Raw genomic sequence first — 14,792 nt, 5'->3', positions numbered from 1 at the left:
GGCACGACGTCGCCGGCGCCGTCCCAGCCGTAGACGACCTTCATGCCGGAGTCGTTGAGGTAGTACTCGACCTCGCGGGCCTTGAGCAGCGGGTTCATCGGGACCACCACGGCCCCGGCGAGCAGCGCGCCGTAGAACAGGATGGGGTAGGCGGGCACGTTGGGCAGCACCAGGCCCACGCGGTCGCCGGGCTCGACGCCGCGCTCGCGCAGGTCACCGGCCACGGCGGCGGCGGAGGAGAGCAGGCCAGCGTAGTCCAGCACGTAGTCGTCCAGCTTGATCGCGGGGTGGTCACCCTGCTTCTGGGCGGTCGCGACCAGGTTCGCGGCCAGGTTCGTCATCGTCGACTCCACGGGATCTCGGATCTGTGACGGCGATCCTATGACCCACGGGTAACTTCGCGCACCGCTAGATTCCTCTCATGTCGCCGCCCCCGCTGGAGATCGTCGTGGGTGGCCGGAGCCTGCCGGTGCCCACGGGGCGTCCGTTCGTGATCGGCCGGGGGCCGGAGGCCGACCTGGACGTCGGGCACCCGCGCGCGTCGCGGCGGCACGTCGTGGTCGAGCTGACCGCCCAGGGTTGGCTGCTCACGGACGCCTCCCGCAACGGGACCTGGGTGGACGGCCGCCGGGTCAGCTCGCTGCCGCTGGCGGGCCCGGTCCGCGTGCGGCTCGGCGACACCGACGACTCCGCCGTCGTCGAGGTGCGGCCCGCGCCGCACACCCCGACCGCCTCGGCGCAGGTCCCGGCCCCCGCCGCTCCGGTGGCCGGGTCCGCGGGCTCCCCCTCTGTTCCGGTGGTCGGGTCCGCGGGCTCCCCCTCTGTTCCGGTGGTCGGGTCCGCAGGCTCCCCCTCCGACGTCCTCACTCGACAGGGAGGGGAGACCTCCGTCCGGCACGTCGTCGCGAGCAGGCTGACGGTCGGTCGGCTCCCGGACAACGACGTCGTGCTGGACGACCTGCTCGTCTCCCGCCGCCACGCCGAGCTGCACCGCACGGGCGCGAGCTGGCGGATCGTGGACCTGGGCAGCGGCAACGGCACGTTCGTCAACGGCGCCCGGGTACAGGACGCGGAGATCGGCCCGCGGGACGTCATCGGCATCGGCCACGCGCTGCTGCAGCTGCACGGGGACCGGCTCGTCTCCGCGGAGGACACCGGAGACGTCGGGTTCACCGTGCAGGGCGCCTCGGTCACCACCGACTCGGGGAGGACCCTGCTCCGGGACGTGTCGTTCGCGCTGCCCGGCCGCAGCCTGCTCGCCGTCGTCGGGCCGAGCGGCGCGGGCAAGTCCACCCTGCTCAACGCGCTGACCGGCGCCCGTCCGGCGGACGTCGGGGAGGTCCGGTACGCGGGCCGCGACCTCTACGCCGAGTACGACGAGCTGCGGCACCGGATCGGCCTCGTCCCGCAGGACGACGTGCTGCACCCGCAGCTCACGGTCCGCCGCGCGCTGCGCTACGCCGCCCGGTTGCGGTTCCCGGCGGACGTCCCGGAGGCGGACCGGGAGCGCCGGATCGACGAGGTGCTCGGGGAGCTGACCCTCGTCCAGCAGGCCGACCAGCGGATCGACACGCTCTCGGGCGGGCAGCGCAAGCGCACCTCGGTCGCGTTGGAGCTGCTCACCAAGCCGTCGCTGCTGTTCCTCGACGAGCCCACCTCCGGCCTCGATCCCGGCCTGGACAAGTCCGTCATGCAGACGCTGCGGGGTCTGGCGGACGGCGGCCGCACCGTCGTCGTCGTCACGCACTCGGTGCTCAACCTGGACCTCTGCGACCGGCTGCTGGTCCTGGCCCCCGGCGGACACGTGGCCTACTTCGGACCGCCGCGGGAGGCGTTGGAGTACTTCCGCACCCCGGACTACGCCGAGATGTTCCAGCTGCTCGAACGCGTGCCCGGGGAGCAGCTCGCGCAGGGGTACCGGGGCTCCCGCCAGCACGTGCGGTACGTGGCGCAGCCGACGATGGGGATGCCGCGGATCGCCGAGCGCGCCGCGCCCACCGCCGCGAAGCGCCAGCAGGGCTTCGGCACGCAGCTGTCCGTGCTGTGCCGCCGCTACCTGGCGGTGATCGCCGCGGACCGGCAGTACGCGCTGTTCCTACTCGGGCTGCCGCTGGTGCTGGCCGCGTTGGCGAGACTCGTGCCCGGGGACTCCGGGCTCAGTACGAGCGAGGCGCTGCGGCTCAAGGAGTTCCAACCCAGCCAGCTGATGCTCGTGCTCATCCTCGGTGGCGCGCTGATGGGCGTCGCGGCGTCCATCCGCGAGCTGGTCAAGGAGCGGCCGGTCTACGTGCGGGAGCGTGCGATCGGCCTCTCGCTGCCCGCCTACCTGATCTCGAAACTGCTGGTCCTGGGCCTGATCACGGGGGTGCAGGCGGCCGTCTTCACGCTGTTGGCGCTGGTGGGGCGCCGGACCCCGGACTCGGCCGTGCTGGTGGGGTCCGGGCTGCTGGAGGTGCTGCTCGCCGTCGTCGGGGTCACGGTCGTGACGATGCTGCTCGGCCTCGTCGTCTCCGCCGCGATCGGCAACGCCGACCGGGGCATGCCGCTGCTCGTCCTGGTGCTGATGGTCGAGCTGGTGGTCTCCGGCGGCCTGTTCCCGGTGTTCGACCGGCCGGGGCTCGAGCAGCTGGCGTGGCTGGTGCCGTCGCGGTGGGCGTTCGCGATGGGCGCGGTGACCGCCGACCTGAACCTCACCGCCCGGGACGGACCCGATCCACTGTGGACCCACGACGCCGCGCACTGGCTGCTCGGCGCGGGGGTGCTGCTGGGCATGGCGGTGGTCCTGGTGATCGTGGCCGGGCTCGTCCTGCGGCGCCTGGACCCCGTGCGCCGCCGCCGCCCGTGAGCGCCGAGTGGGTGCGGTAGCGGTGCCCACCACGCCCGACGATGGTGGTGGTAGCACCGGGGATTCGCGGCTCGACGAGTCCTAGCGTCCTTCCCACACGACGAGGGAAGGACATCCGATGCTGTGGATCGGGATCATCCTGCTGCTGGCCGCAGGGGGCTGTCTGTGGGGCGCTGCCCGGACGCAGCGCAAGGTGCACGCCATGATGGCCGCGGAGACGCTGACGGTGCCCCAACTGCTGGAGCTGCAGCGCATCTCCACCGAGCTGGTCGGGCCCGGGCAGTTCCGGAAGGTGTGCGAGGTCGTCGGGGAGACGGTCCCGGCGCCGGTCGGGATGCTGCGCTCGGAGCTCACCGGGATCGACTGCGTGTGGCACTCCGCCCGCGTCCAGCGCCGCTACAAGCACTACGACCGGGACAACGACGGCGACACCCGCGTGACCACCCGCACGGAGACGGTCTCGGAGCAGACCTCGCCGCACGGCTGGGCGCTGCTGCGGGACGGGCACACCATCGGCGTCGACCACGGCGGCCGCAGGCCGGACGGCGCGGAGCAGGTCCTGGACCGCTTCGAGCAGGCCCACGAACCCGCCCGAGCCGGTGTCGCGGGTGTGATCGGCGCGCTGATGGGCGGGGACCGCGACGAGACCATCGGCTACCAGCACACCGAGTGGGTGCTGCGGCCCGGCACGCGGATGTACGTCCTCGGCGAGGTCGACGACCGCGACGGCCCCCTGGTCATCCGCCCGCCGCGCGACCCCAGGACCCCCTTCGTCCTCTCCACGAGGACCGAGGAGCAGCTCACCGACTCCTCGCGCAAGGGCCAGCGGATCTGGGCGTGGGCGGGCGCCGCGGCAGCCGCGATCGGCGTGGCGCTGATCGTCCTGTCCATCCTCTTCTGACGCATCGCCGCTCCCGGGCCGCCCGAGTGGCGTGGGGAGCGGGGTTAGGGTCGGGTCGTGATCGAAGACGACAGGCCCTCCGGGCCGCTGGCCGGGGTGCTCGTCGCCGACTTCTCCCGAGTGCTCGCGGGGCCCTACGCCACGATGCTGCTCGGCGACCTCGGCGCCACGGTGATCAAGGTGGAGGGGCCGGGCGGGGACGACACCCGCACCTGGCAGCCGCCGACCGTCGAGCGTCCCGATGGCCCCGAGGCCACGTACTACCTCTCGATCAACCGCAACAAGCGGTCGGTGGTCCTCGACCTCAAGGATCCGGACGACCGCGCCGCCGCCCGGGAGCTCGCCGCCCGCGCCGACGTGCTCATCGAGAACTTCATGCCCGGGTCGACGGCGAAGTGGGGGCTGGACGAGCCGACCGTCCGCGCGGCCAACGAGCGGGTCGTCTACTGCTCGATCAGCGGGTTCGGGGACGAGGGCGGGGCGAAGCTGGGCGGCTACGACCTGCTCGTGCAGGCCACGTCCGGGCTGATGAGCCTCACCGGCGGCGCCGACGGCGAGCCGTACCGCGCCGGGGTGGCGGTGTTCGACGTGATCACCGGTCTGCACGCGGCCCTGGCGATCGTGGCCGCGCTGCGCCACCGCGACCTGACGGGCGAGGGCCAGCACGTGAAGACGAACCTGCTGTCCGCGGCACTGTCCAGCCTGGTGAACCAGACCTCGGCCTTCGTGGCGGGCGGGGTCGTCCCGAAGCGGATGGGCAACGCCCACCTCTCGCTGTTCCCCTACGAGCCGCTGCCCACCAAGGACGGCGAGCTCATCGTGATCGCGGCCAACGACCACCAGTTCCGCAGGCTCTGTGGCGCGCTCGGGGCCCCCGAGCTGCTCACCGACCCCCGCTTCGGGTCCATGGTCGACCGCACCCGCCACCGCGAGGAGCTCCGTCCGCTGCTGCTGGAGAAGCTCGCGGTGCGAGACGCCCAGGAGTGGTTCGAGGTGCTCAGCGCGGCGGGCGTGCCGTGCGGGCCGATCAACACCATCGACCAGGGGATCGCGCTGGCCGAGAGCCTCGGGCTGGAGCCGGTGGTGCACCCGGGCGGCGGGGTCGGGACGGTCCGCAACCCGGTCGACTACTCACGGACCCCGCCGGACTACCGCCGGACCCCGCCCGCCCTCGGCGCCGACACCGACGCCGTCAGGAAGTGGTTGCAGACCGGGCGGTGAGGGGGTGCCGCCCGGCCCGCGGTCCTAGTTCCCGCCGCGACTGAAGGGGTTCAGCCCGCCGAAGGGGCTCTGCTGTTGCTGCTGCGGCGTGCTCTGGGTGGTGCCGCCGCTGCTGGTCGTGGCGCCGGTGTCCGGCGTGCTGCCCAGCGTGACGTCGACGGTGCGGCCCGACTGCAGGGTCAGCGAGACCTTGTCGCCGGGGGCGTAGGAGCCGACCCGGGCGATCAGGTCGGAGAAGTCGCTGACGGTGGCGCTGCCGACCTTGGTCACGACGTCTCCCGCCTGCAACCCGGCCGCCGCGGCCGGACCACCGGCCGTGACCTGCTCGATCGTCGCGCCGTTCGCGGCGGTCGTCGGGCCGCCGGTGGAGCCCTGCACCCCGAGCACGGGCTTGGTGGCCTGCCCGGTGTCCATGATCTCCTGCGCGACCCGGCGGGCCTGGTCGACCGGGATGGCGAAGCCGAGGCCGACGGAGCCGGAGCTCTGGCCCGCGGTGGCGATCGCCGAGTTGATGCCGACGACCTGACCGTCGAGGTTCACCAGCGGGCCGCCCGAGTTGCCCTGGTTGATCGGGGCGTCCGTCTGCAGCCCGTTGTAGACGACGCCGGTGCCGTTGTCGCCCTCCACGGCCACGGTCCGGTTGAGCGCGGACACGATGCCGGTGGTCACGGTGCCGGTCAGCCCCTGCGGCGAGCCGATCGCCACCACCTGCTGGCCGACCTGCACACCCGAGGTCTGGCCCAGCGTGGCGGCGGTCAGCCCGGAGGCGTTGTCCAGCTTGATCACGGCGAGGTCGTAGCTCGGCGAGGTGCCGACGACGGTCGCGCTGTGGGTCGTGCCGTCCGACAGGGTGACCTGGATCGGTCCGGTGGAGCCCGCGACGACGTGGTTGTTGGTCAGCACGTCCCCGTCGGAGGTGAGGATCACTCCCGAGCCCTCGGCGGAGCCCTGCGCCAGGGTGACCCGGATGTCGACCGTGCTCGGGGTGGCCTTGGCGGCCGCGGCCGCCACACTGCCGTCGACCGGGGCGGAGGCGGAGCTGTTCGACGCGGGCTGCCCGGTCAGCGTGCTCCCGCTCGACGACGAGCTCGACGACCCGCCGTCCAGCAGCGCGTACGCGCCGCCGAAGCCGGCTCCGCCGCCCACGAGCCCGGCGATCAGCGCCGCGGCCACGATCCCGACCATGGGCCGGGAGGGCTTGCGGGGCCTGTCGCCCTCGAGGAGCGCGGTGCCGCCGCCGTTCGGGGGGTCGGTGGGGGCGCCCGCGCCGGGGAGGCCGGGGGCGCCGTAGGTGGGCGTCGAGCCGGCGTAGGGCCCGTAGGCCGGGCTGCCGTAGGGGCGGCCCTGGTCGGCACCTCCGCCGTGCTGGGCGTACCCGGGGGTGCCGTAGACGGAGCCGCGCCCGTAGGCGTACGGGGACCCTGCGCGGTCCTCACCGGGACGGGCGTAGGGATCGGTCGGGTGCTGAGCCCCGTCGGTGCCGGGGCTCAGGGTGGTCTGCTGGGTGGGGGAGTCCCCGGCGGTGGTGGCGGCGCTGGTCTGGTCGTGCGCAACGTCCCCATCGGGCCGGGTCTGACCCCGCTGCTCGTCGGTCATGCCACTGACTGTGGGCCCCGAAGCTGAGACTTCCCTGTGGTGGCCCTGGGAATGTGCCCGTGGAAACGCGAAGACCGCCGGACCGGCTCCGCCCGCCGGGGGCGGGCGGAGCCGGTCGCGCAGGTCAGAGCAGCTCGATGACGGTGGCGTTGGCGGTGCCGCCGCCCTCGCACATCGTCTGCAGGCCGTACCGGATGCCCTTGTCCCGCATGTGGTGCACCAGCCGGGTCATCAGGATCGTGCCCGAGGCCCCCAGCGGGTGCCCGACGGCGATCGCTCCGCCGAGTGGGTTCAGCGCGGCCTCGTCCGCCCCCAGCTCGGCCAGCCAGGCCAGCGGCACGGGCGCGAAGGCCTCGTTGACCTCGAACGCGCCGATGTCCGAGATCGACAGCCCGGAGCGCTTGAGCAGCTTCCGGGTGGCCGGGATCGGGCCCGTGAGCATCATCAGCGGGTCCGCGCCCGAGACCGCGCCGGAGTGGTAGCGCGCGATCGGGGTCAGCCCCAGCTCCCTCGCCCGCTCCGGGGTGGTGATCAGCACCGCGGAGGCGCCGTCGGAGATCTGGGAGGCGTTGCCCGCGTGGATCACCCCGTCCTCGCGGAAGGAGGGCTTGAGCGTGGCCAGGGTCTCCGGGCTGGTGCCGCGGCGCAGGCCCTCGTCCGCGACGAAGTCCTCCTTGCCGGGGATCCGGACGAGCTGCCCGTCGAACGCGCCGGAGTCGATCGCGGCCGCGGCGAGCTCGTGCGAGCGGGAGGAGTACTCGTCCAGCCTGCGGCGGTCGAAGCCCCACCTGGCGGCGATCCGCTCGGCGCCGATGCCCTGGTTGAAGTCCTGGTTCGGGAACTCGCCGCTCTCCAGGTCGGCCGCGTACCGCTCGCGGGCCAGCGACCCGAACGGGCGACCGAGGTCGCGGCCCGCACCGAGCGGGACGCGGGACATGGACTCGACGCCGCCCGCCACGACGACGTCGTACTGGCCCGCCAGCACCATGCCCGCGGCGAAGTCGAAGGCCGACTGGCTCGACCCGCAGGCGCGGTTCAGCGTGATGCCGGGGACGGTCTCGGGCCAGCCCGCGGCGAGCACGGCGTACCGGCCGATCTGCGCGGCCTGGTCACCGACCTGGTTCACGCAGCCCCAGACGACGTCGTCGACGACCTCGGGGTCGATCCCGGTGCGCCGCTGCAGGTCCTGCAGGACGCGCCCCGCGAGGTCGGCGGGGTGGATGTTGGACAGGGTGCCGTTCCGCTTCCCGATGGGAGTGCGAACGGCGTCGACGATGACGGCCTCGGGCATGGGTCCTCCGGTGGTGAGGGTTTCTGAACGAACGTACGACATGGACGGCGACGAGAGGACTGAACTCGCTGCCGGCGTGAAGCGGCTCACCCTCTGGCTGCGAACTGGATCGATGAGGTAGAGTCCTGCCCAGCGAAGGGGAGTAGCTCTCAACATCGCGGTCGACATACTGGTGCCCCCGGGTGCCCGGCCCCGGGGCCTGCAGCAGCAGGCGAGCGAGACCTTCGATCCGGCAGTGTTCCGGATCGAAGTGGCCCCGTACCCCGCTTCGGTCCGGCCCGAGATCGAGGGGTTGGAATCCGATGAACGGCGTCCTCAGCGCCTTCCTGATCAGCTTCGGTGTGATCTTCGTGGCCGAGCTGGGCGACAAGTCCCAGCTCATGGCGCTCACGTTCGCCACCCGCTACCGCACCTGGCCGGTCCTGATCGGCATCACCATCTCGACGTCGGTGGTGCACCTGGTGTCCGTGGCCGTCGGGTTCGGTCTGGGGGCCACCATCCCCACCGGCTGGATCGCGCTCGTCGCCGCGATCGCCTTCTTCGGTTTCGGCGCTTGGACGCTGCGCGGGGACTCGCTCAGCGAGGATGAGCAGCAGAGGGCGAACCGGACCACCCGGTCCGCGCTGGTGGCCGTCACGGTCTCGTTCTTCCTGGCCGAGCTGGGCGACAAGACCATGCTCGCCACCATCACCCTCGCCACCCAGCACGGCTGGTTCGGCGTCTGGCTGGGCTCCACGGTCGGCATGGTGGCGGCGGACGCGCTCGCGATCGTCATCGGCCGCCAGCTGGGCAAGCGGCTGCCGGAGCGGACGATCCGCTACGGCGCGGCCGTCGGGTTCGTCGTGTTCGGCGCGGTCCTGCTGGTCGAGGCGCTGGCCGAGCTCACCGGGCGCAGCGGCTGGGAGGTGGTCACCGAGTCGCTGGACCACCACACCGGCGCGTGGATCGCCGCGGGCCTCGGGCTGGTCACCGCGGTCGTCATCGGGCTCAGCAGGCGGTGGGCCCGGGCCGGGGCGCGGCGCTCGTCGATGCGCACCGGGGTCGGCAGCCCGGCCTGGTGGTCGCAGGTCCTCGTCGGGCTGGGGCTGCTGCTGGGGCTGGTCGCGCCCGTGCTCGTGGGCTTCGACGTGATCGAGCCGATCTCGTGGTTCAGCTCGCCCGGGTGGATCGTCACCGGGGCCGGGGTGCTGCTGCTCGGGCTCGCTCTCGTGCTCGCGGCGCTGGTGCAGATCGGCTCGGCCCGCCGCAAGGGCGGTCGGGGCCTGTCGCTGACCAGCCACGGGCTCTACGCCCGGGTCCGCAACCCCGCCTTCACCGGCATGGTCGTGGCCACGGCGGGGGCCCTGGTCATGGCGCCCACCGCGATCGGCGTGCTGGCCACGGTGCTGATCGTGGTCGCGGTGCAGATCCAGACCCGCGCGGTGCGCGAGCCCGGCCTGAGCCAGGCGCTCGGCGAGGAGTACGCGGCCTACGTGTCCCGCACCGGCCGCTTCCTCCCGCGGCTGCGCGCCCCCCACCCGGAGCGCACCCGCACGGACGCCTGACCGGAGGGGCCCTGTCGCCGCGGCGACAGGGCCCCTCGGGTCGGTCAGGAGTACCAGGTGGGCTCGGGGAGCTCGTCCTTCAGCAGGCTCGCCCCCACCTCGCGGCGCTTGTAGGCCACCGGGTCGTGCAGGGTGTGGGTGCGGACGTTGCGCCAGAAGCGGTCGAAGCCCAGCTCCGTCGTCGTCGCGCGGGCGCCGAGGCCCTCGAACACCCGGCTGGTGACCTCCAGCGCGACCTCCGTGGCGCGCGCCTTGACGGCCGCGACCCGGACCTCGTGCGCGCCGCGCTGTTCCGGAGTGACGTCCCAGGCGCCGCGGTGGATGACCAGGCCCTCCTCGGCGACGGCGTCGGCCAGCGCCTCGACGGCCCACAGCTTGGACTGCAGGTCGCCGTAGAGGTCCAGCTGGTAGGGCTCGTCGACCGCGCGCTCCTGCCCGCCGTGCAGCCACGGGCGGGTCCTCGTGCGGGTGTACGCCGCGCCCTCCTCCAGGGCGCCGCGCGCGATCCCCAGGTAGAAGCTCACGAACACCAGCTGGATGGTCGGCACGTTGAGCGTGTTGTAGACCCGCGGCTCGAAGGCCTTGTCGCGGAAGCCCGCCGCGGCCTCCCACGGCACCGCGACCTCGGAGATCGTGACGCTGCCGCTCTCGGTGAGCCGCTGGCCGATGTTGTCCCAGTCGTCGTGGAACGTGATCCCCGGCTGCTCACTCGGCACGATCGCGAAGACGTGGGTGTCGGTGCCCTCGAGCACGCCCTCCAGCACCGTCACGTCCGAGACCCTGCTGCCGGTGGAGAAGGACTTCCGTCCGTTGTAGACGATGTGGTCCCCGGCGTCGCGGATCACCACGTCCGCGTCCCGCGGGTTGACCGCGCCGCCGAAGAACCAGCGGTTGCGGGTGGCGTCCGCCTCGACGGCCTCGATCTGCTCGCGGGTGCCGACCAGCCGGGCCGCCCAGAACCAGAGCAGGTGGTAGCCGAGCAGCTGGCCGATCGAGCCGTCGCCCGCGGCGACCTCGCGGATCACCCGGTAGGCGAGCGGCCACTCCCGGCCCCCGCCGCCGTGCTCGGTCGGGCCGAGCAGGGTGACGAGCCCGGCCTCCTTGAGCAGCGCCACCTCCGCGTAGGGGGTCTCGCCCGCCCGGTCGCGGGCGGCGGCGCCCTCGGCGAGGATCGCGCGGACCTCGCGGGCGCGGGCCAGCCACTCGTCGGGGGTGGTGGGGGTGGTGGTGAAGCGCGTGGACGGGCGGTTCTCGAGCGTGGTCATGATCTGTCCTTTGTGGAGGGAAAGGGCGCAGCCCACCCGGCCGCGGGGCGCGAAGGGCGTCGGGCGGTCGGGAGCGACACCGGCGGCCCGAGCGAGCGGGCGTCCGGCGCGGCCGGGAGGGTGCGGAGGTGTGTGCGGGGTGTGCGGGGTGTGCGCGCGCACGTTTCGTGCCGTCAGCGCGGCATGATCACCGAACACGTGCTCAGAGCGCGGTCGGCACAGCGCTGAGAGCACGGAACCAGCGATCGTGGAACGCGGTGGCTCGTGATCGTCGAGAATGTGCCATCAGCGCGGTCGCCGCCACGCTGAGCGCACTTCTTCAGCGATCAAGCAGCGCTGTGAGCACGAAACGTGTCAGCAGGAAGAGCACGGACAGGCCTGACTCACCGCGCGGGCCAGGTCGATGTGGCGGCGTTTCGTCAGCAGGAGCACCTCAGGAACCCGCGACCAGAGCGGGCTCGCGCTCGGCGAGCTGCGCCTCCTTCTCGCGGATGATCGGCAGCACCTTCTCGCCGAAGTACTCGATCTCCTCCTGGAAGTGCAGGAAGCCCAGTAGCAGCAGGTCCGCCCCGCGGCGCTTGTACTCGATCGCGCGGTCCGCGATCTGCTCCGGGGTGCCGATGAGCCGGGTGCGGAAGCCGTCGTTGTACTGGACGAGGTCCTCGAAGGACGAGTCCGCCCACATGCCGCGCTTGTCGCCGGTGGAGGAGCCCGCCTGCCGGACGGCATCGCGGAATCCCTCGACGGCGGGTCGGTTGGCCTTGGCGATGATCTCGCGGAGCTGCTCGCGGGCCTCGCGCTCGGTGTCCCGGGCGATCGCGAACCCGTTGAGCCCGAACCGGACCGCACCGAGCCTGCCCGCCTCCCGGGCGTGCCCGCGGACCTCGGCGACCTGCTCGGAGAAGCCGTCGTAGTCCTTGCCGTTGGAGAAGTACCAGTCCGACACCCGGCCGCCGTTGCGGCGGGCGGCCGTGGAGTTGCCGCCCTGGAAGATCTCCGGGTGCGGGCGGCCCGGCACCTCGACCGGCTTGGGCTTGAGGTCGAAGTCGTGGATCCGGTAGAAGTCCCCGCGCAGCTCGGCGTGGTCGGAGGTCCAGATCGCGCGCAGCGCGCGGATGAACTCCTCGGAGCGGCGGTAGCGCTCGTCGTGTTCCAGCCACGGCTCGCCGAGCGCGGTGAACTCGTCTTTGAACCAGCCGGAGACGACGTTCACCGCGGCCCGCCCGCCGGAGAGGTGGTCCGCCGTGGCGACCCACTTCGCCAGCACGCCCGGGTGCCAGAGTCCCGGGTGGACGGCGGCGATCACGCGCAGCTTCTCGGTGGCCAGCAGCAGGGCCAGGGAGAACGACGTGGACTCGTGCTGGTGGTCGGCGCCGTAGGACGCCATGTACCGGACCTGGGACAGCGCGTACTCGAACCCGACGCGTTCGGCGGTCCGGGCGAGCGTGCGGTTGTAGTCGATGCCCCAGTCGGTGCGTTGCTCGATGGTGCTGGTGACGAGCCCGCCGGAGACGTTGGGTACCCAGTAGGCGAACTTCAGGGGGGTGGTCACGAGGACTCCTGGGAGAGGTGTCGGAACGCGGACGGCGTTCAGCGACAGGCGCAGGAGGTCACCGTGCGGTGGTCGACGTGCCTGCGGCGCGTCAACGGGTAGGTGGCCACGCCCACGACCACACCAGAGGGGCCCGCATGCGGTCAAACCGCCTCCCACATGCCGAACCGGTCCGGACATCTGGGCCGTTCGGCGGAACCCGGCGCCACGCGGTGGGACGCCGAAATGCCCAGCCCGCCGCAGGCGTTCGGCTGGACATGACGACCACGGAGAACACCCTGCAGCAGGACTGGGCCACCTGGCACGAGACCCGCGAGGACGACCTCCGTGCCCCACACGGCTGGCTGAGCCTCACCGCGCTGGAGTGGGTCACCGAGGAGTCGCGGACCGTCGAGGGCCTGCCCGGGACCTGGCGGGCGACCGGGGACGGCGGCGTCGAGCTGACCGCGGAGGCGGCGGACGGGCTGGTCGTCGGGGGCGCGACCGTCGACGGGACGGTCCGGCTCGAGCCGGTGGACGGCAAGCCCGGCGAGCTCGTGACCGTCGGCGACCGGGTGGTCGAGATCGCCCGCCGCACCGACTCCTACGCCCTGCGCGTGCGGGACCCGCAGGCGCCGACCCGTACCGCGTTCGCCGGTGTGCCGAGCTTCCCGGTGGACGAGCACTGGGTGGTCGAGGCGCGGTTCACCCCGTACCCGGAGCCGCGGCGGATCACCGTCGACGCGGTGGTCGACGGGCTCCACCACTTCCCGACGGCCGTCGGCACCGTGCGCTTCCCCCTCGACGGCGCCGAGCACGAGCTGGTCGCCCTCGCGGGCCAGGGCGGTCTGACGCTGCACTTCCGGGACGCCACCTCGGGCGGCACCACCTACGGCGGCGGCCGGATCCTGCGCGCACCGGAGCCCGTGGGGGACACGCTGACCGTGGACTTCAACCGCACGGTCAACCTGCCCTGCGCCTTCACCGCGTTCGCGACCTGCCCGCTGCCGCCCGCCGGGAACACCCTCGCCGTGGCCGTCGAGGCGGGGGAGAAGCTGCCCGCCTGACGCCGGCCGTCACCGGCAGGCGATCCCGGCCAGCAGCCAGCCCAGTCCCGCGGTGAAGGCGGCGCGGGACTCCGCGGCGTCCCCGCCCACCGTGGCGAAGGACGCCGAGCCGATCGCGTGCACGATCAGGTTCACGCGGGCGGGCGGGACGGTGCGCGCGGGCACCCCCGCCCGCACCATCAGCCCGTCCATGGTGACGCCGAGCCGCTGTGCGTTGGCCCCGCGCGCCCCGCGCCGGGCGAAGTACAGGGGCACCAGGTCCGGCGCGGCGACCAGCACGTCGTAGGTCGAGGTCATCAGCGCCGCCACCGCGGCCAGCGGGTCGGGGCTGTCCGCGGGCGGCTCCGTGACGTGTCCGAGATGGTCGTCCAGCAGGGCGTCGACCAGCTCGTCCTTGCCGGGGACGTGGCTGTAGAGGGCGTTCGGCGCCACGCCGAGCCTGCGGGCGAGCGCCCGCATGGTCAGCCCGCGCAGCCCGACCTCCGCCAGCACCTCGCGCGCGCCCTCCAGCACCGCCGCGCGGCTGAGCCCCGCGCGCTCCCCGGGTCCTCGTGCCACTTGTGAACTGTACCATGTCCAATTAAGCTGGACAGTGTCCAGTTCTCGAGGAGGCCTCGCATGACCGTCACCGGAACCGCCGCCGGAGTCCCGTTCCTCGCCGTCCCGCCCGCGGGGGACCGCGCCACCGCACCCGTGGTCGTCGCCTGGCACCTGCTGAGCCCGCCGTGCACCCCGGAGGCGTTCGCCGCGGCGATCCCGCTCGCGGGGCTCGACGCCTGGCGGATCTACGTGGGCCTGCCGCTGTCCGGCGCCCGGCTGCCCCAGGGCGGGTACGACGAGGTGATGCGGCTCGGGTACGTCGACGCCGTCCGGCACCTGCAGTACCCGATCCCGCACGGCGCGGCGGCGGAGTTCCCGGCCGCGTTCGCGGCGCTGCGCGCACAGCTCGGGTTCGGCGCGGACGTCCCGGTCGGGCTGGTCGGTGGCTCGGCGGGCTCGGCGGCGGCGCTCCTTGCGCTGGTGAACGGGGCGGGGCCGCGGGTCTCGGCGGTGGTGGCGCTGAGCCCGATCACGCGGCTCGAGGCGGCGACGGACGCGACCGGGCGGGTGTTCGGCGTCGAGTACCCGTGGGACGCGGAGACCCGGGGCCTGGTCGCCGAGCTGGACTTCGTCGCCCGTGCGGCGGAGGTCGCGGCGAGCGGGGCGGCCCTGCGGCTGGTCGTCGGTGCGGAGGACGACGCCGAGGGCTTCGTGCGGCCCGCGCAGGAGCTGGCGAAGGCGGTGCCCGGCGCGGACCTCGTCGTCCTCGAGGGGCTGGGCCACGACCTCGCCGAGGCCCCCGGCGTCGAGCCCGCGCCGCAGACCGCGGGCGCGGCGCGGGTGGACGCGCTCGCGGTGGAGTGGCTGCGGGAGCACCTGTCCTGATGGGGCCTCGCGCTCACCGCCCACGTCGACGGCATCGCGTCCCGTCCGTCCGGTTGATCCCGCCCCGCAATGGGACGCACACGCGGTGGGAACGCCGGTGACGTTG

Annotated in this window: 12 protein-coding genes; 6 read left to right on the top strand and 6 right to left on the bottom strand. The window is 73.3% G+C overall.

Going from position 1 to position 14,792, the window contains the following annotated elements; translation table 11 throughout:
• Nucleotides 1-341, bottom strand: a 341-nt coding sequence (locus ABD993_RS18420; protein WP_345419619.1) for an AMP-binding protein, incomplete at its 3' end; no start/stop codon positions are given.
• Nucleotides 342-421: 80 nt separating this feature from the next.
• Here ABD993_RS18420 and ABD993_RS18415 point away from each other — a divergent pair.
• The 3 genes from ABD993_RS18415 (at nt 422) to ABD993_RS18405 (ending at nt 4,967) form a co-directional block, all read left to right on the top strand.
• Nucleotides 422-2,845 (top strand): FHA domain-containing protein, encoded by a 2,424-nt coding sequence (locus ABD993_RS18415; RefSeq protein ID WP_345419616.1) that lies wholly within the window; start codon nt 422-424, stop codon nt 2,843-2,845.
• 118 nt (nt 2,846-2,963) lie between these two features.
• Nucleotides 2,964-3,746, top strand: a complete 783-nt coding sequence (locus ABD993_RS18410) for a GIDE domain-containing protein (protein ID WP_345419614.1) — start codon at nt 2,964-2,966, stop codon at nt 3,744-3,746.
• Between the two features lie 60 nt (nt 3,747-3,806).
• Complete coding sequence (locus tag ABD993_RS18405) at nt 3,807-4,967, top strand: CaiB/BaiF CoA transferase family protein (protein WP_425569043.1); 1,161 nt, start codon at nt 3,807-3,809, stop codon at nt 4,965-4,967.
• Between the two features lie 24 nt (nt 4,968-4,991).
• Here ABD993_RS18405 and ABD993_RS18400 read toward each other — a convergent pair whose 3' ends face one another.
• Both ABD993_RS18400 and ABD993_RS18395 read right to left on the bottom strand, forming a co-directional pair.
• On the bottom strand, nt 4,992-6,563 hold the full coding sequence (locus tag ABD993_RS18400; RefSeq protein ID WP_345419608.1) for a trypsin-like peptidase domain-containing protein: 1,572 nt from the start codon (nt 6,561-6,563) through the stop codon (nt 4,992-4,994).
• Nucleotides 6,564-6,687: 124 nt separating this feature from the next.
• Entirely contained in the window at nt 6,688-7,854 is a 1,167-nt protein-coding gene (locus ABD993_RS18395) for a thiolase family protein (RefSeq protein ID WP_345419605.1), read from the bottom strand.
• A 302-nt stretch (nt 7,855-8,156) separates the two neighbouring features.
• Here ABD993_RS18395 and ABD993_RS18390 point away from each other — a divergent pair, with 302 nt between their 5' ends.
• A complete protein-coding gene (locus tag ABD993_RS18390; RefSeq protein WP_345419602.1) occupies nt 8,157-9,398 on the top strand; it encodes a TMEM165/GDT1 family protein in 1,242 nt (413 codons plus the stop codon).
• A gap of 44 nt (nt 9,399-9,442) precedes the next feature.
• On the opposite strand, the gene ABD993_RS18385 is transcribed toward ABD993_RS18390, so the two are convergent.
• Entirely contained in the window at nt 9,443-10,663 is a 1,221-nt protein-coding gene (locus tag ABD993_RS18385; RefSeq protein ID WP_345419599.1) for an acyl-CoA dehydrogenase family protein, read from the bottom strand.
• Nucleotides 10,664-11,096: 433 nt separating this feature from the next.
• Nucleotides 11,097-12,215 (bottom strand): dimethylsulfone monooxygenase SfnG, encoded by a 1,119-nt coding sequence (sfnG, locus tag ABD993_RS18380; protein ID WP_345419596.1) that lies wholly within the window; start codon nt 12,213-12,215, stop codon nt 11,097-11,099.
• Nucleotides 12,216-12,472: 257 nt separating this feature from the next.
• On the opposite strand from sfnG, the gene ABD993_RS18375 reads away from it, so the two are divergent.
• Nucleotides 12,473-13,261 (top strand): DUF1684 domain-containing protein, encoded by a 789-nt coding sequence (locus ABD993_RS18375; RefSeq protein WP_345419593.1) that lies wholly within the window; start codon nt 12,473-12,475, stop codon nt 13,259-13,261.
• Between the two features lie 9 nt (nt 13,262-13,270).
• Here the strand turns inward: ABD993_RS18375 and ABD993_RS18370 are convergent, their stop codons facing one another.
• A complete protein-coding gene (locus tag ABD993_RS18370; protein ID WP_345419590.1) occupies nt 13,271-13,819 on the bottom strand; it encodes a TetR/AcrR family transcriptional regulator in 549 nt (182 codons plus the stop codon).
• 60 nt (nt 13,820-13,879) lie between these two features.
• On the opposite strand from ABD993_RS18370, the gene ABD993_RS18365 reads away from it, so the two are divergent.
• The gene (locus ABD993_RS18365) at nt 13,880-14,686 is read left to right on the top strand and encodes an alpha/beta hydrolase (protein WP_345419587.1); all 807 of its coding nucleotides are present in this window, start codon (nt 13,880-13,882) and stop codon (nt 14,684-14,686) included.
• Nucleotides 14,687-14,792 lie beyond the last annotated feature (106 nt).

This window comes from Pseudonocardia xishanensis, assembly GCF_039541715.1.
Taxonomy (GTDB): Bacteria; Actinomycetota; Actinomycetes; order Mycobacteriales; family Pseudonocardiaceae; genus Pseudonocardia; species Pseudonocardia xishanensis.
Note: the sequence above shows the minus strand (reverse complement) of the source record. Positions and strands in the feature narration are given on the sequence as shown.

Coding starts and splice junctions, on each gene's coding strand:
- ABD993_RS18415 (WP_345419616.1), top strand. CDS start 422: ATGTCGCCGCCCCCGCTGGAGATCGTCGTGGGTGGCCGGAGCCTGCCG.
- ABD993_RS18410 (WP_345419614.1), top strand. CDS start 2,964: ATGCTGTGGATCGGGATCATCCTGCTGCTGGCCGCAGGGGGCTGTCTG.
- ABD993_RS18400 (WP_345419608.1), bottom strand. CDS start 6,563: ATGACCGACGAGCAGCGGGGTCAGACCCGGCCCGATGGGGACGTTGCG.
- ABD993_RS18395 (WP_345419605.1), bottom strand. CDS start 7,854: ATGCCCGAGGCCGTCATCGTCGACGCCGTTCGCACTCCCATCGGGAAG.
- ABD993_RS18390 (WP_345419602.1), top strand. CDS start 8,157: ATGAACGGCGTCCTCAGCGCCTTCCTGATCAGCTTCGGTGTGATCTTC.
- ABD993_RS18385 (WP_345419599.1), bottom strand. CDS start 10,663: ATGACCACGCTCGAGAACCGCCCGTCCACGCGCTTCACCACCACCCCC.
- ABD993_RS18375 (WP_345419593.1), top strand. CDS start 12,473: ATGACGACCACGGAGAACACCCTGCAGCAGGACTGGGCCACCTGGCAC.
- ABD993_RS18365 (WP_345419587.1), top strand. CDS start 13,880: ATGACCGTCACCGGAACCGCCGCCGGAGTCCCGTTCCTCGCCGTCCCG.